The 20,248-nt window shown below is 64.7% G+C and carries 12 protein-coding genes; 3 read left to right on the plus strand and 9 right to left on the minus strand.

All coding sequences use genetic code 11. The features are described 5' to 3' along the window. Positions 1-166: 166 nt before the first annotated feature. Entirely contained in the window at positions 167-2,104 is a 1,938-nt protein-coding gene (locus tag KA261_04295; GenBank protein ID MBP7697009.1) for a peptide-N-glycosidase, read from the plus strand. A gap of 250 nt (positions 2,105-2,354) precedes the next feature. Here the strand turns inward: KA261_04295 and KA261_04300 are convergent, their stop codons facing one another. From KA261_04300 to KA261_04315, 4 genes are read right to left on the minus strand one after another with little or no spacing between them, the layout of a single operon-like run. Beyond that, a complete protein-coding gene (locus KA261_04300) occupies positions 2,355-4,979 on the minus strand; it encodes a glycoside hydrolase family 3 C-terminal domain-containing protein (GenBank protein MBP7697010.1) in 2,625 nt (874 codons plus the stop codon). Positions 4,980-4,989: 10 nt separating this feature from the next. After that, on the minus strand, positions 4,990-7,242 hold the full coding sequence (locus KA261_04305) for a DUF4838 domain-containing protein (protein MBP7697011.1): 2,253 nt from the start codon (positions 7,240-7,242) through the stop codon (positions 4,990-4,992). Then, positions 7,239-8,570: an alpha-L-fucosidase gene (locus tag KA261_04310; GenBank protein MBP7697012.1), complete on the minus strand. Its 1,332-nt coding sequence runs from the start codon at positions 8,568-8,570 to the stop codon at positions 7,239-7,241. Before KA261_04310 ends, KA261_04305 begins: the two co-directional genes overlap by 4 nt. A gap of 40 nt (positions 8,571-8,610) precedes the next feature. Next, complete coding sequence (locus KA261_04315) at positions 8,611-10,065, minus strand: alpha-L-fucosidase (protein MBP7697013.1); 1,455 nt, start codon at positions 10,063-10,065, stop codon at positions 8,611-8,613. A 663-nt stretch (positions 10,066-10,728) separates the two neighbouring features. Here KA261_04315 and KA261_04320 point away from each other — a divergent pair. Continuing rightward, positions 10,729-11,424, plus strand: a complete 696-nt coding sequence (locus tag KA261_04320) for an outer membrane beta-barrel protein (GenBank protein MBP7697014.1) — start codon at positions 10,729-10,731, stop codon at positions 11,422-11,424. 115 nt (positions 11,425-11,539) lie between these two features. Here the strand turns inward: KA261_04320 and KA261_04325 are convergent, their stop codons facing one another. Then, entirely contained in the window at positions 11,540-13,843 is a 2,304-nt protein-coding gene (locus KA261_04325) for a hypothetical protein (GenBank protein ID MBP7697015.1), read from the minus strand. Between the two features lie 23 nt (positions 13,844-13,866). Beyond that, positions 13,867-14,661, minus strand: coding sequence for a hypothetical protein (locus KA261_04330; protein ID MBP7697016.1), 795 nt, complete (start codon positions 14,659-14,661; stop codon positions 13,867-13,869). Between the two features lie 339 nt (positions 14,662-15,000). Between KA261_04330 and KA261_04335 the strand changes: the two genes are divergently transcribed. After that, positions 15,001-15,624: a hypothetical protein gene (locus tag KA261_04335; protein MBP7697017.1), complete on the plus strand. Its 624-nt coding sequence runs from the start codon at positions 15,001-15,003 to the stop codon at positions 15,622-15,624. Between the two features lie 123 nt (positions 15,625-15,747). Here the strand turns inward: KA261_04335 and KA261_04340 are convergent, their stop codons facing one another. From KA261_04340 to KA261_04350, 3 genes are all read right to left on the minus strand, one after another. Continuing rightward, on the minus strand, positions 15,748-17,334 hold the full coding sequence (locus KA261_04340) for an arylsulfatase (GenBank protein ID MBP7697018.1): 1,587 nt from the start codon (positions 17,332-17,334) through the stop codon (positions 15,748-15,750). A gap of 628 nt (positions 17,335-17,962) precedes the next feature. Next, positions 17,963-19,171 (minus strand): anaerobic sulfatase maturase, encoded by a 1,209-nt coding sequence (locus KA261_04345; GenBank protein ID MBP7697019.1) that lies wholly within the window; start codon positions 19,169-19,171, stop codon positions 17,963-17,965. Between the two features lie 227 nt (positions 19,172-19,398). Further along, positions 19,399-20,229 carry a hypothetical protein gene (locus KA261_04350; protein MBP7697020.1) on the minus strand — a complete coding sequence of 277 codons (831 nt, stop codon included), beginning with the start codon at positions 20,227-20,229 and terminating at the stop codon, positions 19,399-19,401. Positions 20,230-20,248: the final 19 nt, after the last annotated feature.

Here is a 20,248-nt window from a genome sequence, read left to right on the forward strand (position 1 = left end):
GACCGCGGACTGCCCGCTAAGCCGTTGAGGCGCCGCTGCTTGGTCCGAGCAACGAATCGCCGGAGGCACTGCCGAGGGTCGGCGAAAACGGTGGCCCGCAGGCCTCCGGTGTGCCATATTGGGCTGATTGCCGCTGTGGACGAACACCTCTGGAGGTTCCGCGATTATGCGCGCTTTCGTTTTGCCGTTCCTCGTCTGGGCCTGCACCGCCGGCATACTGCCGCCGGCGCTCGCCCGGGGCGCCCCGCCCGTCACTCACGTCATCTCCCACGACCGCACGCTGGCCGTGACCGACCCATCCACAGGCAGCAATCCGCTGTGCGCGTGGGCGGTCTTCCCGCCGGAGAGCGTCGCCTTCCGCACGGCGGTGCTCTCCGTAACGTATGCGTGCCCGGATGGCCTGCACTGCGGCGAGTGGGACTATATCGACTACATCTTTCTCCGCCGGGTCGGCGGGCAGGCGGCGCCGGCGCAGGATCTCGAGGTCGCCCGCATGATTTCCCCCTACGGCTGGCGGTTTGATTCCACCTGGAGTTTCACGTGGCACGTCGACATCACCGATTTCGCCTGGATGCTGCACGATTCGGTCGAGGTGGAGTTTCTGCATACCGGCTACGAGAGCAACACCGACCGCGGCTGGGTCATTACGCTTGACTTCGCCCTCACGGAGGGGCGACCGGCGATGACCTGCCTCGGCATGGAGACCCTCTGGCAGGGATCGATCCCGTACGGCGACAGCGCCCGACCGATCGCGCGCACCCTCGCCCCGGTTTCGGTCATCGCTCCGACGGGGGCCGCGCGCGCCCGCCTGCGCATTCTCCAGACCGGCCACGGCATGGACGACCAGGAGAACTGCGCGGAATTCTGCCGCAAGACGCGCCGGATCATCGTCAACGAGGTGCTCGTCGACGAGCGCCCGGTCTGGCGCACCTGCGGCGACAACCCGCTGTTTCCACAGGCGGGCACGTGGCTCTTCGACCGCGCCAACTGGTGTCCCGGGTCCATTGTGCAGCCCGATCTGTATGATCTTCCGGTCACTCCCGGCTCGACGCACACGGTGGCCCTCGAGATGGAACCGTACGTCAATCCCGGAAATCCGAGCGCCGCCTATGTCCTCTCGTCGTATCTTTTCTATTATGCTCCGCCATGGGCCGCGCACGACGCCACCCTCGAGGAAATTCTCATTCCGAGTTCCGCCGATGAGTATTCCCGGCTGAACCCCTCGTGCCGCGGCGCGCGCCTGCTGATCAGAAACAGCGGGCGGGAAGCGCTGACGGCCGTGGCGATATCCTACGGCCCCCCGGAGGCGCCACAAACATTCGAGTGGACCGGGGAGCTCGCCTCGCAGGCGCGGACGGAAGTCGCCCTGCCGGGGAGCATCGCCGGCGATCGGCCGTTTGCCGCCCGGCTGGAGCTGCCCAACGGCAGGCCGGACGAATACCCCGCCGACAACGAACTGACGTCGACCGGCCCGGCCGTCCCCGTTTACGCCCCCGACCTGGTGCTCGCCCTCCGCAGCAACAACGACTCCGCACACAATTCGTACCGGCTCACCGACGGATCGGGGGCGATCGTGCGGGAGCGGGCGCTCGGCACGCTCGGGGCGGGAGCCCTCTACCGCGACACGCTGCACCTGGCGCCGGGGTGTTACGAATTGACGGTGGACGACACAGCCGGCGACGGCCTCGATTTCTGGTTCAACCCGGAAGGCGGGTACGGCTACGTGCGGCTTCTTGATGGGGAGGGCCGGCTGGTCAAGTCGTTCGTTCCCGATTTCGGCCGGGGGATTCGCCACTCGTTTATGGTCGCCCAGGACGCGCCGCCCGCGGCGGCGGCCGAGCCGCTGCCGATCGTCAACCCGTTTCCCATTCGCAACCGGGGAGTGTTCGCGATCGATTTCTTTGACAACGATCCGCACCCGGTGGCGGTGACGGTCCTGAGCGAGGACAGCAGCCGGACGGTGTACGAACGTTCGTACCCCGAGGTCCGGGAGATGATGATTCCGGTGGATATCAGCGCCGAGCCCGACGGCTACTACTGGGTGCGGGTGACGGCGGGCGACAGGACGGCCACGCGCAGAATAAAGGTGACACATCAGGACTGAGGACCCCCCACCGGCGCGCTGTCGGTTCGGCGGCGGACCGCGGCGGCGGACGCCCGGGCGCCCCGGTTGCCATCACGAGGTCATGCATGCACACCTCGGCGGCCGCGCGAGGTGCGCGTCTCCCGGTGCGACGCGTTCGGCAAAACAGGGGTTTCTGTCGAGGGGTCATTTGTCATGCCGGCCTTCGGAACGGCGCACGTCAGAGTCGACCGACCGGCTGAGCGGCCTCCCGTCCCCGGCCGCCATCCGCTCACGGCCGCACGCGCAGCGTTCCGTGGAGGCGAATGTCCGTCGATGAAGATCCGATCATCACCCGGAAATCGCCCGGCTCGATCGTCGGCCTCAGGCGCTCATCGAGCGTGGTGAGCGCCTCCGGAGGAATTTCCATGGTGACCATCGCCGTCTGCCCCGGCTTCAGATGCACGCGCCGGAATCCTTTGAGCTCAATCACCGGGCGCGCCACCGATGCGAGCAGGTCGCGAACATACAGCTGCACCACTTCATCGCCCTCGCGCGCACCGACATTCGTCACCGTGAATCGGACGATCCCGGTATCGCCGATGCCGATTTCTCCCCGGTCAAAACGCAGGTCTCCGTAGGCAAACTGCGTGTAGCTCAGACCATACCCGAAAGGAAACAGCGGCCGGCCGCTCAAATCGAAATAATCGTCGCCGCGCCCGGTCGGCTTGTGATTGTACACGAGCGGCAACTGGCCCTCGGCCAGGGGGAATGTAATCGGCAGTCGCCCGCCGGGATTGACATCGCCGAACACCACGTCGGCCACCGCATCCCCCCCGGCCTCGCCGGGATACCACACCTCGAGGACGGCCGCGACCGAATCAATCCACCGGCTCATCGTCACCGCGCTTCCGCCGACAATCGCCACGATCACCGGGGTGCCGGTCGCCGCTACCCGCCTGATAAGTTCCTCTTGACGGCCCGGCAGAGGCAGCGATGCCCGGTCCCGGAACTCTCCCTCCTCGAGTCCGACGACAACGAGCGCGACGTCGGAGGCCGCGGCCGCCGCCACGGCCTCGGCCGGCAATGAATCGCCGTCGGTGCTCACACCCACATCCCAGACCAGCCGCAGCCGCGCATTGCCCGCCGGTTCGGCAAATTCCAGCCTGATCGCGTACCGGCGATTCTGCTCAAACCGAAATTCCGCCAGACGCGCAGCGCTCGAGACCTGCCGCCGGCGATCGAGGACAAGCGAATCGTCAAGATAGAGCCGGTATCCATCGCTCCCCTCAAGGCCGATCCGGAACAGCCCGCTCGCGGGAGCCGTGAGGGTTCCCGTCCACTGCGCGGAGTAACAGTCATAGGGCAGCAGGCCCGGCTCGGGCGAGAAGAGAGTCCATTGAAACTGAATCTCGGGATCGACCCGGACCAGCGAGGGCGCGCCCGTCAGCGCGGCGTTGGCATAGTACGCACCGAGCAGCCCCGCCCGAACCGAGTCGCGGACCACGCACGAGAGGACAGTCGACGGCACTGTCACATAGGCCGTGTCGAGCCGGCGGCAGCCCCGGGCATAGGTCACGGCTCCGGCCCGGCCGGCCCGCGCGCGAATACCCTCAAGGATCGACACGGGATCGTTGCCGGGACCGCTGTATCCTCCCAGCCGCGCCTCCGCCGCGTCCGGTCCGATCACCGCAATCCGGACCGGCGTGCTGTCCAGCGGCAGCGTGTTCCCGTCGTTCTTCAAGAGCACGATTGCCTCCCGCGCCGCCCGCCGGGCGAGTTCGCGGCCGGTTTCCCGTCGTTGCCGAAGGCCGCCGTCGGCCGTATCGACATACGGATCCTCGAACAACCCCAGCTCAAATTTGACGCGCAACACGCGCCGCACCGCCCGGTCGATCACATCGCTCCGAATACGTCCGTCCAGAAACGGCGGCAGGAACAGCGCCGCGTGATTGTCCGAGGTCTGGAATATGACGTCAAGCCCTCCGTTGATGGCGTGTTCTCCGGCCTCGGGATAGTCCGCGGCCGTGAAGTGCAGCACGTTGGCGCCCCCGACCCCGCCGGCATCAGAAATGACAAAGCCGGGGAAGGCGAGCTCTTCTTTCAGAAGATGGTTGTTGAGCCAGTTGCTCGCCGAGCACGGGGATCCATCGTACGAATTGTATGCGGCCATGATCGACCGCGACCCGCCCCGGCCGATGCAGGCGGCAAACGGCGGCAAAAAGATCTCCCGCAGCAGCCGCTCGTTCATGTGAACCGGATACGAGTCGCGGCCCCCGTCACCGACATTCGCAATGAAGTGTTTCGGCGTCGTGATCACGCCGCGCCGTTCGAATTCGGATACGAAAGCAACGCCCATCGCCGACACGAGAAACGGATCCTCTCCGTAGGTCTCCTCCACCCGTCCCCAGCGGGCATCGCTCGCGATATTGACGACCGGCGAGAGCACCTGCCGGATGCCCCGCGCGCGGCACTCCTCGGCGATGGTCGCGGCCACGTCGTGCATCAGCGCCGTATCGAATGTCGCCGCCAGCGCGATTGCCTGGGGAAAGGAAGTCGCCCCCTTCTGCACCAGCCCGTGGAGAGCCTCCGCAAACAGGATCACCGGGATCCCCAGCCTCGTGCGCTCGACAAAATGCCGCTGGATGCGGTTGGCGACGACGGCGACCGGAGCATCTTCGCCGCCGCCGATCTGAAAACCAAAGACGCCGTGAGCGTGGCGTTCGAGCGAGTCGCCGGGATTCTCGGCTAGCATGAACAACTGCCGGAATTTCTCCTCCGGCGTCATGCGGGAGAGAAGATCATCGATGCGGCGGTCCACCGGCAGGCTCGGATCGCGGTACGGCTGCGCTTCCGGTGCAGCCGGGGCTGAGATGCAGGCGAGCACAGATAGCAGAATGAACTTCAGAACCTTCATATCCGGCCGCTCATTCCACTGCAATCTCGTCGATAAATATCCACGCCGGACCGCCTGAGCCCTTGTGCCAGGTCGGGCAGGTTTTGAGACTGCTCGCATAGACCCGGACGAATCTGGCGTTTGTCGCTGCAAACGCAACATTGAAGGGCGCGACAACCTTGCCGCCGCGATCGGCCGGCACCGTATCCCGAACCGTGCCGACGAGGCGATAGTCCCGGCCGTCCGTGGAGACGGAGAACGTGACGCTTTCGGGCATGAACACCCACGAGTTGATGTCCTGAAGGAAACTGGTGCTGATGCGGGAGATCGTCCGGACGGTGCCGAGGTCGACGGTCGCGTCCATATCCTCCCCCTCGAATCCCAGCCAGTGCATGTGGTAATCGTCCCAGGCTTTCAACCCGTCGGTCAACGCCGCCCGGTCGCCGTCGTGATACTTCGGGCTAGCGGGCCGCCCAAGGCGGACCGCTTTGCCCCGGGCGAGATGGGTTGTCGTGCCGCTCTCCAGAAAGGCGCGCGTCGCCGCGCCGTACTCGTCGGGTGTTGTACCGTACTCCCACAGCGCGGGAATGCCGGCCTCCCTGCACCCCTGCACAAAAGCCGCCAGGAGCGAGTCGATCGTCGGTCGAACGCTCAGGCTGCCGTCGGCCGCCCGCACAAAACACCCCCTCTCCCCGGCCGCCGCGACCTTGGCCTGTTCCAGCACCGCGAATTGCACCGGCAACCGCGCCGTCCGGACACGGGCCAGGACAGCCGGCTCCCCCTGCACCGCCGCCTCCGCCTGATCAAAGAGGCGGCCGTAGAGATCCAGCATGGCCGCCGACAGGTAGCCGTCGGCCGACCGAACGGGGTAGCCGTAGATATCGAGCCCCTCTCCCGATGCCTCCATGGCGGCGTGCATGGTGTCGATGTACTGCCGTATATACGGGGCCGCCTCTCCATAGAACCCCTGCAGGAAATCATCCATGACGGAATCCACGTCGATATCCGGATTCCACAGCAGTTTCGCGATCAGGTAGCTCCGCAGCTCCGCGAATTCGCCGTGGAAGCCGGACAAACCCTGCTCGAACACGGAGGTGATCCCGTGTTGCACAAAGAACCGGATGTTGGGCTGCAGCACCCGAAGATTGGGAAACGGGCTGACCAGGTTGCGGAAGTTGATGACGTAGTCCCACAGGAAGATGTTATGCGTGAGCCGGCTCCAGTCCGCAACATCCTTGACGAACGATGCACTCGACGGATCCTCCGCCAGCGGCCTGCTCCGGTTGCACTCGATGCTGCAGAGCATGATATTCACGTTCGGCCGGGGCTTGAGCCGCGCGGGGGCCGATCGCGAGTACTGGTACGCCAGCGTCGAGATGGTCATGTCCGGGAATTCATCGGCGACCCGGTTGACAAACGCCAGGATCGAGCCCGAGGGCGACCCTTCGGCGCTGTCGATCGCCCGGCAGGCGCTGCATTCGCACGGCACGTAGGTGTCGTTCTGAGACACCGACCAGAACCGCGCGCCCGGCTTCTCGTTCATCAGCGCCCGCAGCTTTTCGCAGACAATCCGGAACACCTCGGGGTTGGACAGGCACAACTGCCCGCTCGCCGTGCGATTACCTTTGAGGAGCGAGAAGTACTCCGGATGATCCGGGAAGTACCGGTCCGGCGGCACGAGCAGCCGGAACGTGTGCACGAAGAGCCCAAAGTCATCGTTCCTGTTGAGCTTGTGCCAGGTCGTGAAGCCCGAGTCGCGGACATTCAGCATCCGAAACGCGATCACCGGAACCTGGCGATCATTGATGGCCGGGAGTGTGAGCGTGCTGCGCCGGGGAATTAGCCGCACCGCCGGGCAGTAGAGACGGCAGCCGAGATAGGTCTCGAGGAACGTGTACACGGCATTCTGCAAACCGTACGGCGTTTCCGCCGCAAGAAAGAGATCGTCCCCCTCGCTGCGAATTGCGAAGCCGTCGTCGCCGAGCCCGGCAATCCCGGCCGACGGGTCCTCGGTCCCGCCGATCTCGAACACAATGCGCGGGCCCTCGGCGGCGCCACCTTCCGACAGCGGGATCGTCGCGCCCGATACTTCCCGGATGTACTTCACAAGCGTGTCGGCGGCGGCCGTCACCTGACCGGAGGCATGCGGCGGCAGACAGAGCCGATACTCGCTGCGGCCGTCGGTCGCCAGCGTGAGGGAAGGCGCCGGCGCCACGTTCGCCGCCCCGCCGGCCAAAAGACATGCGAGCACGAGAGGGAGAAGGAGAACACTGCGCCTTTTCACTGAAGTCCTCCTTTGCCGCGGTACAGCGCGAGCGGACTGTCGAGCGACACCTTCAGAACCGTCATATACTCGTCCTGGTTTTCCGGTGGATGGATGAAGATGAGTCCGGGCACCGGACTCCACGAGATCTTGCCGACCGTTCTGTAAGTCACGGTCTCGCCGCTGCCGACCACCGTGACGCCGGCGACCCCGCAATTCAGACCCTTCACGACGACGTCCCCGCCGGTCCGCCCGGGAAGAAACAGGTACAGCGACAGCGAATCTTTCGAGAGCGTCGCGGGCCCGTAGAAATGCCCCGGGGGCGGCCCGGCAACCGTCCCGAAGATCGCCTCGGCGTGCCTGGCTGTCCAGCGCCCGAGTTCCCGCAGGATATTCCGCTGCTTCTCCGGAATCGTGCCGTCGGCTTGCGGCCCGATGTCCAGCAGCAGGTTTCCCCCCATGCTGATCACATCGGCGAAAATCGTGATGATCTCGGACGGCGTCTTGTAGTTGGTGTCGCGGCCCTGGTAGCCCCACGAATCATTCATGGTCTGGCAGAGCTCCCAGCAGCGCGACCCGGGACGCTCGATAGGGAGGTTTTGCTCCGGCGTGTCGTAGTCGCCGAAACCCTGGAGCCGACCGTTGATGATCGCCGCGGGATTGTGCCGGCGGATCAGGTCACGCACGCCGGCGGCCTGCCATTCCTCCGCCGAATGCTCCCAGTCGCCGTCGAACCAGTACAGGTCCGGATCGAACTGCGTCATGAGCTCGTTCAGTTGGCCCTGGTAGAATTGGACGAACCGCCGCCACCGATCCGGCGCCGCCCCGGCGTTGTACCGACTGGAATCGCGCAGAAAGCCGGGGTAGTCCGGGTGCGACCAGTCGATCAGCGAAAAGTACAGTCCGACTTTGATCCCGCGGGCGCGCAGGGCCTCGACAAACGGCGCAATCACGTCCCGTCCGGCCGGCGTGCGCCTCGGCACACTCAGGTCGTTCATCTTCGTGTCCCACAATGCCACCCCGTCGTGGTGCTTGCTGGTGAGGACCGCATAGCGCGCCCCCGCCTCCCCGATTGCCTCCGCCCATTCCCCGGGATCATAGGACGACGCCGTGAATCCCGCCAGCTGCCTCATGTAGTCGTCATACGGCAACTGGCGGTTGTGAAAGGACCACGACTCGCCGACGCCGTCCACGGCGTAGATCCCCCAGTGGATGAAAATCCCCAGCTTGGCATCGGCGAACCACTGCATTTTCGACTCGTCCTTCGGCTGGTCGGCCTGCTTGCCCCGACCGCTCAGCGGGACGAGCATTGTTGACAGCACAACCGCGATGATTTGGAGAATGCGCATGGGTGTTCCGCAGGCGAGGGTTTTACTGTTTCGCATGGGGTCATTTGATTACAAACCTGAAGGTCCAGGCGTAGTCGCACGGGGGATGAACTCGGGCCGATGGCGGCACGTGTATCACGAATCCCGCCGCCGCCGGCTCCCACGCCACCGGATCCTCGACGCCCCGCATCCTGACTTCGCTGCCCGCTTTGGGCGCAAAGGACGCGATCGCAATCGAATCCGGAGGGCGGTGCTCGCCGTCGCCGGCAAGATAGATGGCATTGATACTGCCGTCGGGCGACCGGGTGAAACAGACGCGGCCTTCCCCATATGGCGCAACCGCCCGGCTGCCGTAAATCGCCTCGCCGTTGACCGCCATCCAAGCGCCGATTTCGGCCAGCCGCGCCAGCGCCGTCGGCGGCAGCTCCCCCTCCGGACTCGGCCCGATGTTCAACAGCAGATTGCCCCCTTTGGCCGCAACCTCCGCCAGCAGGCGGATTAGCTGCGAGGTCGGCTTGTAAGTGTCGGTCGAGACGTAACTCCACGACGTCGCCATCGTCATGCACGTCTCCCAGACATAGTCGAGCGCTGTATCGGGGACCTCCTGCTCGGGTGTCCGGTAGTTCTGGTAGCGGCCCTCGACCGCCCGGTCAACGACAATGAGCCCCGGCTGCAGCGAGCGCGCCATCGCCGCGATGCGCGGCATGTCGATGTCCTGGTCGCAGGGGTGCTTCCCCCAACGCGGCGAGGCAGCCGTCATCGGCTGAACCCAGCCGCCGTCAAGCCAGAGAATGTCGATCGCACCATAGTCGGTCATCAGCTCCCTGATTTGGTTGGCGGTAAAGGTCTTGAACGCCTCCCAGCGCTCGGGGTAGCGGGCAATGTCGTAATTGACGTTGCGGTCGAAGGGCGGAAAGTACGGCCACCAGTAGTTCGGATTGTGCCAGTCGGGCTTGGAGAAGTAGGCGCCGATGCCGAATCCCTGCGTGCGGAAAGCGGCAAAAATCTCCTTCGCAACATTGGCGCGCGGGTTGGCGCTGAATGGACAGGCGCTCGACGTCACCTTGTAGTCGGTCTCCCTGGTATCGAACATGCAGAAGCCATCGTGATGTTTGGTCGTGAGAATCACGTAGCGCATCCCGGCGGCTTTCGCCGCCGCGGCCCAGGAGTCGGGATTGAATTTCGTCGGGTTGAACGTCGTCTGCAGATCCTCGTAGGCCCGCTTGTATTCGAAGTAATCCCCCGCTTGTTCGCCGCGCCGACGGCACCAGTCTTCGTCCTCGGGACAGAGGCTCCAACTCTCCACTATCTCCCATTGGCTGTAAGTGCCCCAGTGCATGAGCAGACCGAATTTCATGTCCTGGAACCATTCCAGTTTCGCCCGCACCAGCGGGTCGGTTTCCGCTTCGGCCTCCCCACCCGCCTGCCCCCAACCAACCGAGCCGACCAGCCAGAAGAACGCCGCACAGACGAGACCGATTGCCGTCCGCGTATGCACGCCGGGAATACAGCGCATCACCTTGTCCTCCGCATCGCCGCGGGACGTTGCCGGATCGGGCGGGCCGAAGACCAACCGGCTCCCGCTCCGCCTGAATGCGACCGCGTCATTCCGCTTTCGCGCCTGACCGCGCGTGAAGAATCCATTGTCTACAGCATACTCTGATCTCCACCCGTCTGGCAAGCGGCGATTTCGGCGGCCGTGCTATGGCATCCGCCGGCCGGGAGCCGCCGGCGCTCTCGCCGGCAGGGCAGGACAGGGGGTCGCAGCGCGGTGTGACCTCGAAGCGACCATTCTCGAAGCGAAGGGAGCCCGATGGAGGTCGGCGGCGCCGGCCGGGCAGAAGATGACAGGGCAACGCAGGCTTGCGGTTGGCGTTCCCCCGCGACTCACGCATGTGGACAGATCTCCATTCCAGCCGATCCGGCAGCGACGGCGCCGTTTGGCTCTTGACACCTGAGGAGAGCGGGGGTTACTTGAGTGACCGTGATGGGTGAGCCGTTGGCCTGAGGGCTCTTATGCGGCGCCCGCTCGCAGATGTGCGCAGCGGCTGAAAGGTTCCTGGTGTTCTCATTGGACACTTCAGCATCGCGGGCAGTCCCGGGCTGTCGCCCGCACCGGCTGCCGGAGAGGTTGCGAACGCACAAAGAAGCAGGACTTCATGGAAGTCAGGAGGTCAGTATGTTGCGAAGGGGAACGCGGCTCGCCGCGCTCATCATCTTGACGGCCGCGGCCGCCGAGGCGAAGGTGGATGTCGAACTCCAGCCGTACGGGGGGCTGCGCACGGCAACCGCGCTGGGCGAGGGTTACTACGAAAACGACCTCGCCGACAGGCTCGACGTGGCGCCCGGCGTAAGCTTCGGTCTGACGTGTGACTTTCCGGTCGGCGGGATCGGCCCCACCGGGCAACAGGCGATGATCGAACTCAGTTTCAGCTACCAGAGGTCGGATCTCCGGTTCGAACCGGCGTCGATGGACAAAGTCCCGGATGTGTATCTCGACCGCTTCGAGGTAAAGGATGACAAGCTCATCCTGGGGGACATCGAGGTGATGTATCTCCACGGCGGCGGCCTGTATCGGTTCGGCAACTACTCCGGTTGGCTGCCTTTCGCCAACTTCGGCGTCGGCGCAACATTTTTCGCCGCGCCCGACGGCGGAGCGGACAGCCGGACGAAATTCTCGTTCTCGTTCGGCGCCGGGGCGGCGCGGATGTTCAGCGAGCGCCTCGGCGCGCGCCTGGGTTTCCGGGGTTACATGACCAGCCTGCCGGCCGAGGAGGCCTATTGGAGAGACCCGTGGGGCGGGGTGTGGTCAATCACCGACGACAACTGGCTCTTCCAGGGAGAGCTCTCGCTCGGACTTGTGGTCCGGTTCTAGTCCTGCGGTGAAAATTCCGGCAGCCCGACCGCGGGCTGCCGGATGTCGAAGCGTTGTTTTTCCCGGGGCGGGACATCCCGTCCGCCACCCGTGGCGACATAACACATCGAAGCCTTCAGCGCCGCCTGCCCCCGGAACCGCTGCGCGGCCGGGCCGCTTCGCGGCTGCTCGTCGCAGCCTGCTTCCGCTGCCGGCCGTACTGATCCGCGCGTCGCGCGCCCTGCGACCGCGCGGCGCTATCCCGCTCGAGCTGGCCGAGGGTTGACGCCGCGGACGGTGTCCCGCTGCTCGCTTTGCCCGCCTGCGGCGCGACGGCGTCTCGGGAAGGACGGTCGGCCTCCCCTTTGGCCCGCTCGCCGGCGCGGGCCGGCTTCTCCGTATCCGTCCACCCCCCGTCGCTGTACTTGCTCCAGTTACCGTTCTCGTCGCGCTTGTACACGCTGCCGTCGTGGCCGGCATAGACGTCGTCACCCTTGGCGCCGATGAACCCGCCTCCCTGCGGACCGCGCGTGTTCACGACCGTCGCCTCATCGGTTCGCGTGACCCGTTTCGTCTGCCCGGCGGCCGCGTCCGTGTATCGCGCGGTGTGGGCCCAGTTGTCGCCGCGCTGGACGTACGATTCGCCCCAACTGCCGTACGCGTTGGCGCCCTGCCGCGTGGCCGCGTACGCGCCGGTGCGCGGATTCCAGGCTGCGGCCGCTCCCGCCGCGCCGTACGGGCCGTAGGCCACCGCGCCGCGGACGCACGTTCCCGTCCGCGGATTGTACGCCACGCCATACCGGGCCCCGCCGTACGGCCCGTAGATCCGTGCCGAGGCGGCGTAGATGCCGGTCCAGGGGTTGTACCGCACGGCATATCCGTAGGTGACCCAGCGCGGGTAGTACACCGGATAGGGATAGCCCCAGTACACGAACGGCGGGTAGTACCATCCCGTGCCGTAGACCGGCACCCCCCAGGCGATAATGACGCCGGTATAGCCGGAGGTGTAGGAAAAGGTGACGTAGACATCCGCCGGATCGTAGTGCTCGACGACGACGTAGGTCACGTGGTGGCACTCGGAACTGGGCGGGATCTCGTAAACGGCGGCCGGCACGTCACCCGTGACCTCCCACGGTCCGGTCGGCGTCCGCGACATGAACCAGACCCCCTGGAAACACATGTAGTACAGGTCGCCGACTCTGAGAATGTCCTTGTCCGTATTTGTGGCCTGGCGGCAGGAGGTTCCCTCGATGGGCGTGAATTCGGGATCGCCCGCATAGACAACCTCGGGCGGCTTCAGTTCCGCCTTGTTCACCCGCGCGGTCTGCGGAATCCCGGCCAGCAGGACGGCCTCCGCCGCCTCATCCGTGCCCGGCACGCACGCCAGGACGTCGGAGCGCTCGTGCTCGCGCGGGATGTTCCTGAAGTCCTCCGGGAGATCGGGCGTCGCGAATGTCCACGGTCCGGTGAAATCAGGGGCCGAGAACCACCGGCCGGAGAGCAGGAGGTACACGGTTCCGTCTGTTCCCAGGCGGAACACATCGCTCTCGGTGTTGCGGACCCAGAACAGCCGCGTTCCGGCGACCGCCTCGTATTCCGGCTCGCCCTCCAGGAGCAGCAGCTCGGCGGGTACCGTCGATACAAACACCGCCGGCGCCTCGGCGGCCGGCAGCGCGCGTCCCGGGAGGTGCGCGGCGACTTCGTTCCAGTTCCCGTCGTCGGGCAATTTGTCAAAACTCCCCGGCAGCGTGCCGGCCGGCGACCACGGGCCGCCGGCGTCGGGCGCCTGCAGCCACGAGTCCTCCCACCTCAGGTAGAACGTCTGGGTGGGAGCGTGTGCGAAGCAGTCCCAGTTGGTGTTGACCGCAAACTTCAGGTCATTGTCCTTGATAGGACTCCAGACGGGTGCGCCGTCGAAAATGACCAATACCGCCGGGCGGGTGCTGACATAGAGGGGCGGCGGCTCGGCCTTCACCCCGTCGAGGTTCCCCGGCCCGAGCTGGCTCTTGTCGATCGCCGCGAGCAGCCGATCCAGCGCGATCACCCTCGCCGTGTCGGCGTACGAGGCCATCAGTTCGGCGAGCAGCCCGCGCACCTGGTCTTTGGGGAGCCCGGGGAAGTTCGACTCGACGATCTGGAGGTTGGTCATGCGAACGAGCCGCTCCTCGAGCGAGACCTCGGTGGCCGCATGGATCTTGATCGTGCCCAGGCGGCGCTCGGTCGCCCCGGCCGGGAGGTAGGACACGGCGCAGAATGCGACGAGCCGCTCCTGATTCTCCCAGGCGGCGACCTGCGGGGCGAAGAGCGTCATTTCGCCGTCGCTTGCGGTAGTGAAGGTCCGGGGCCAGCCCCCGTCGACCGGCGGCGCATCCTGAGCCGCCAGCGGCCAGGCGAGGACGGCAAGCAGAAGCGCCGCACCCGCCAGTTTGCAGCTTCTCACAGTCAGTATTCCTCCTCTCGGCGCTAACTCCGGAAAGCCTCGCCGAGGAGCAGTTCCAGGCGCGTGGAAAAGACGACGATGCGGGACCAGCTCTCGGGGATGATCTCCTGGGAGTGGGCGATATTGTTGCGGAGCGTTTCCAGTTCGCCAATCGCGGTGAGCGCCGCCCGCCGGGATGGAATCCCTCCCTGGGCCAGGAGGTCCGTCACGCGCGGGATCCTCAGCAGCAGTTGCGCCCGATCGGAGAACTGGAGGCAATCCAGCAGATCGGCGGTGCTCCGGCGGCGCTGTCTCTCCTGCCACAGTTGCTCGGCTTTGGCCAGCCGTCCGGGCGGGATGTGGGCGCGCCAGGAATCGCCGGGGAAATATGTCCGAATGCCCCACGTCATGATCATCTCGAAAATAGTGATCATCCCGAAGAGGAACATCCGGACCGGGGGCTTCTCGAGATCGGCCAGCGTGATGACGGCGCCGACTTCACCCAGTACGCTGACGAAACAGGGGCCTCCCCCCCGCATCGCCAGTATCACTTTGCGAAGGGAATCGGCCTCGGAGAGGATACACTCGGGAGGGAACGGGCGAAGGTAAGCGCCCAGGCGGCCGCGGCCGAGTTCTCGCCTGTCGGCAAAACCGCACACGAAGCCGTCGCGGCGCACACCCGCGACCATGAGATCCCTCTGCTCCAGGAAAGCCCGGACCGCCGCCGCCGAACGGTCGTCGTCGAACGACGCGAGCGGCTCGGCGATGTCCATCGCCGAGAACCCCTCGTCAAACAGGCGCCTCAGGCGCCTTTGATTGGCCGGGCTGTTCCAGGGCATAGCACAGACTCCCCGGTGCGGCAACAGGGAACCGTCCGCCGGTGAGAGCGGATCCTGTCCTGCTGTTCGGTTTTGGACAATGAAGGGAACCTCATGTCAGGGCCGCCGCCGGCGATCTGCGGGCGGGCGGCGGCACGAGTCCGACTACCTGCCGTCAGAAGATACGATACTATGCGCCCTCCCGAATGTCAACAGCGGCGCGGCTCTTTCCGCACCCGCGGCCGCCGCTGCGCGCCGAAGGGCGGCCCGCCGGTTTGGGAAAGCGCTTGCGGGTGAACCGCCCGGTCGGTTTCTTCCTGAGATACGGAACCATGTGGCGAATCCCAAGGAGGTCTTGGTATGAGGCAGCGCCATGCACTTGCGGCCATCCTGTCGGCGGCGCTTGTCGCCGGCTGTGCCGTCGGCCCGCGCGTCGTCGACACCTGGCGCGATCCGGCCTACACCGGCCCGGCGTTCAAGAAGATCGCGGTCGTCGGCATCACCGACCGGGAATCCTCCCGGCGCATTTTTGAAACCGCTTTCGCCGCCACCCTGCGCGAACAGGGGGTCGCGGCCGTCCCCAGCTACGACGTCTACCGCACGGACGAGAAGATGCCCCGCGAAGAAATCGAACGGCTCGTCAGGGAAAACGGGATCGACGCGATCATCACGGCGCGCGTGGTCGACCGCACCCAGCGGATCGAGATCACGCCCGCGACCGCCCTGGCCGTCCCCTGGCCCGCGCACTACCGGGGCTACTACGGGTTCTATGACTACGCCTGGGCTTTCTATCATGATCCCGGTTACGTCACGGCATCCGACGTCGTGAGCATCGAGACCAACGTCTACGAGACGTCCGGGTTCAACATCGTCTGGACCGGCACCAGCCGGACAACCAATCCGGCAAACCTCGAAGAGGAGTCGAAGGGTCTCGCCGGCGGCATCATCCGGGAATTGATCTCAAGCAAGCTCCTCGCGCCCTGAGGCCGCCGGTCGCCCGTTTGACGGGCGGAGGGAACACCGAATGACGACGGCGGCCGGAAAGCATCCTGGCCGCCGTCAAACCGTATGCCTTATCTTGCGGCGCCTGTGGCCGGACTCACAACGTTAATTGCGTGCCGTTGAACTCTGCTGCAGTTGCAGCATGACCTGCTCGATGTTGAAGCTGGCCGATCTTTGCCGTGGTGGAAACTCCTTGAATGTCTGCAGAAACTGCGCCACCACACCCTGCATCGGCACGAAGGCCCAGAACTTGTCGGTCATCCACCGCGCGGCCATGGGCGACTCGCCAAAAAGGACATGGTCCTCGAACGGATCCATGCGCAGGTTTACAATCTTGGGAAAGGTCTGGGGCACCGGGTCGCCGGCCTGATACCAGTCACCAGGCAGAGCCAAGTGGGCCTTCCAGTCCCGCACCCGCACGGCGTTGAGGTTCCCGTTGTCGTCAAAGTAGAAGATCTCTTGCCGCTTGCTCGGCCCGGTGCCGGCCAGCATCTCCCGCTGATCGTAGCCGTCGAGGTGAACTTTGAACGTCTTGCCGTTGGCAGTGTGCCCCTTCAGGAGTTTGTCCTTGACGTCGGGCTCACCGGCAGCCGCCAGGAACGTCGGCGTCCAGTCTTCGTGCGACATGATACCGTTGATGACCGTGCCGGGTTTCACCACACCCGGCCAGCGGATAGCGCACGGCACGCGCATGCCGCCCTCCCACGTACTGCCCTTCTCTCCCCGGAACGGCGTGGCCCCGCCATCCGGCCAGGTGGCCTTTTCAGCGCCGTTGTCGGTCGTGAAGACCACGATTGTGTTGTCGGCGATGCCGAGGTCGTCGAGCTTCTTCAACAGGGCGCCTACAACGTCGTCGAGTTCCTGCATGCCGTCGGCAAACAAGCCATATCCCGTCTTGTCCTGGTATTTGGGGGATAGTCGGGTCCAGACATGCATTCTGGTCGAGTTATGCCAGATGAAAAACGGTTTGTTGGCTTTGACGGCGCGGTCCATGAAGTCTAGTGACGCATTGAGGAACTCGTTCTCCGCGGTCTCCATACGCTTGCGAGTAATCGGGCCGGTGTCCTTGATCGTCTGTTTGCCGACCCGGCCAAAGCGTGGGTCCACGGTCGAATCGTCGACCTCCGTGGCCTTGCACAGCAACGCCCCGCGCGGGCCGAACTGCTGGATGAACTCCGGCATCTTGGGATACTGCGGGTCTTCCGGCTCCTCCTCCGCATTAAGGTGATAGAGGTTGCCGAAAAACTCGTCGAATCCGTGCACCGTCGGCAGGAACTTGTTGCGGTCGCCGAGGTGGTTCTTGCCGAATTGGCCGGTGACGTAGCCTTCGTTTTTGAGCAGATCGGCGATCGTGGGATCCTCAGGTTGCAGTCCGAGCTCCGCACCCGGCATACCGACCTTCAGCAATCCGACGCGGAAGGGGTGTTGGCCGGTGATGAACGCGGCCCTGCCGGCGGTGCTGCTCTGCTGGCCATAGTAGTCCGTGAAGATCGCCCCTTCTTTTGCGAGCCGGTCGATATTCGGCGTGCGGCTGCCCATCATGCCCATATTGTAGGCGCTGATGTTAGACCAGCCGATGTCGTCGCCGAAGATGACGAGAATGTTGGGCTTCTGGCCCTGTGCGGGCGCGGTCTGGGCCTGTGCCGGCATGGTGCCGGTTGCGAACGCCACCCCGCCCGCGATACCCAGCATGGCCACAGTTCGCCCGCAGCTGTTGAATTCGCCGGTAACCGTCTTCTCCGGGGGTCTGTGCGGTGTTCCCATTGTTACCTCCTGCGAACCGGGCCTGATGGCCGCGGCTTTTCCTTGTTTGCTGTTGCGTCGCTCTGTCATTGCTCAACACATTGTCTCCATGCACATTCCTTTCCTATCTGCGGACCGATCGAGCCGACCGGATCGCTCCTTGACGCGCCGGCTGGTGGGCTTGAACCGGAGAACGCGCTTCCGGCCGTCCTTCATACTGACAATCGTCCAGCCGTTGTGTTCCGCCTGAGTCCGGAGCTCATCGCTGAACATGCTGACCTCCGATTCAGTCCTGTAACGGCACTCGCGCGCGGCATCGTCGTGATGCGCCAGCAGCATCAACCGCGAACCTCCGCGGGCCTGCGTCCACTCCAGCATCTACCGATCACCCTCCGACTTGCTGACGAAAGCGGCGGTGGCCTGTATGGCGGGACCTTCGTTCCGCGAAGGAAGTGGGTCGTCGCCGCTCAAGTCTGTTGCGGCAGGGGCGAGGAAACCGGTCGCGAGCGTACCTGCGACCGATTCGCCGTTCAATCTAATGGCCGCTATCATTCCGATACAGGCACTTCCTTACGTCTTACATTCGCTTGCGTGGTTGTTGCGGAGACCGGCGCAATGCGGCGGCAAGGCGCTCAACCTCAGGTATGGCGCGGGCGAAGAACTTCTTGAACCCGCGGCAGAGATAATTCAGACCTGGTTCCCCCCCGGCCGTTCGAATGATCCGGTTCTTCGGGCACTCGCCCCAGCAATCGGTCAAGTAAGGACAATCCCGGCACCACGGCGGCAGGGTTTCGCTCTTGGCATAGCCAAACCGCGCCTGTGCGCGCGAGAACACCAGGTCGACGAGCGATGTTTCGCCGATGCTGCCCAGCCGGTACTCCGGGTAGACGTAGTGATCGCAGGCGAACACCGCCCCGTCGTGCTCCACCGCCACGCCCTTGCCGCAAAACTCGCCGTAAAGGCACAGTTGTGAGCCCCGGCCCAGGCGCTGCGACACGAGCGTTTCGAAGTGGTTGACCAGCACCTTCCCGAAGTCGCGGTTCAGCCACTCATCCAGGGTCCGGCACAGGAAGTAACCCCAGTCCTCGGGATCGACCGACCAGTCGGTTACAATCGAATCCGGATGCCCCGGTCGAGCTGCTGCCTCACCATCTCTCGGCAGCGCGTCGTTGTGCCACCTGTGCGGGGCGGTCAGCTCAAATCCCCTGTACTCGACGACGGGAATGAACTGCATATAGGTGGATCCGACCTCATGCCGCAGGAAGCGATAAACGTCCAGCGGGCGCCGGGCGTTCATCCGATTGATGCACGTCAGCGTGTTGTACGGAACGCCGTAGCGCCTGAGAAGCATCGCGGCTCGAAACACTCTGTCGAAGGTCGGTCGGCCTGTTCTAGTGACCCGGTACGTGTCGTGGAGCTCCCGCGGGCCGTCTATGCTCAGCCCAACCAGAAACCGATTCTCCTTGAGAAATTCGCACCACTCCTCCGTGATCAACGTGCCGTTGGTCTGAAGATCATTCTCGATACGCTGACCGGGCCGGGCGAATTGCTTTTCCAGGGCGACGACCCGGCGGAAGAAGTCCAGGCCGAGCAGCGTCGGCTCGCCGCCTTGCCAGGAAAAGACAACTTCATCGCCGGTCACGCCTTCGATGTACTGCTGAATGAGCCGTGCCAGCATCTCCTGGGACATCCGCCCCCTTCCGGGCCCCCCGGGCAAATGCGCCTTGCTCAGATAGAAACAGTAGGCGCAGCCGAGATTGCAGGCCGATCCGATTGCCTTGATCATGCAATGGAACCGCCGCCGGCTGCCGCGACTCACCGCCAGGTGCGGCGCATCGTATCTGTCCAGCAGCCAGGGAGCCTCAGCGGGGTCGGCTACGTTGAATCCGTCGGGAAGTGACGGGTGCTTCTTGTCAGCGTCGGGCACAACCACCTCTCAGAATGCTGTCGCAACTCTCCTCGGCCAGCGCCAATCCGCCTCGTTTTCTCTGCCGGTCCGCTCAAAGTCCGGCGTCAGAAATTGACGGCTAGAAAGATGCCCGCGCCAAACTCGTCGGCATCGTACAAGTACCAGTCTGCATCACCCTTATCGTCATTTTCATAGTCAATCGCGGTATATGAGAGATTCGGGCCAAACGAAAAATGCGGCGTCGGGGTGAAAGGCAGGCTCGTCGTAAAGTAGAAGGTTCCGTCCGAACCTCCGAAGACGGCGTCGCCGCTCGCAGTCCAGGTGAATCTGGGCGTCAGCCGGTAGCTGATTGTTGCACCGACGAGCGCGTCGGTCCACTTATAATCCCGACCCCGGAAGATCGGTGTAGACTCGTCTCCCTGAGTCACCACGAAGTCGGCGTTGATTTCATGCCTCAGGTAGCGTAGTCCGGCGTACGGGGTGAAACTGAATTTCATCTTTTTGTCGCGGTAGACGGTGCGGCCAAGCGTAATCTTGCCGTTCGTGACGTTGAACTCCACATCAACATCCAGGGTTCCGCCCCCGACCTCGGGCGGGAGATCTACTCTGCCGTCTCCGCCCAGTGTGAACACACCGAGGGAGTACTGGATTATCCACGTACCGTCAGTTGCGTACCCGGCAAAGCCGAACGCAGATTCCAAGACATCGCTGATGTCATCCGGATCGAGGTCGAGGTCGTACTGAACCGGTCCGTAGTTGATGACGGTGTAGCCCTGTTCCCCCTGGATATTCATGAACGTGAAGCCGGTGCCGACGCCGAAGAACCAATGCTCGGCGTGCGCCGGCGAGCCGCCCAACAGCAGCAGGGCCGCGCCCGCTACGATGACCGCGCGCATGACGGCCGCTAGCATGCAGGTAGTACGATTGCTGTCCATGGTGTGAGCCTCCATTCGC

Source organism: Candidatus Zixiibacteriota bacterium, from assembly GCA_017999435.1.
GTDB lineage: Bacteria > Zixibacteria > MSB-5A5 > GN15 > FEB-12 > JAGNLV01.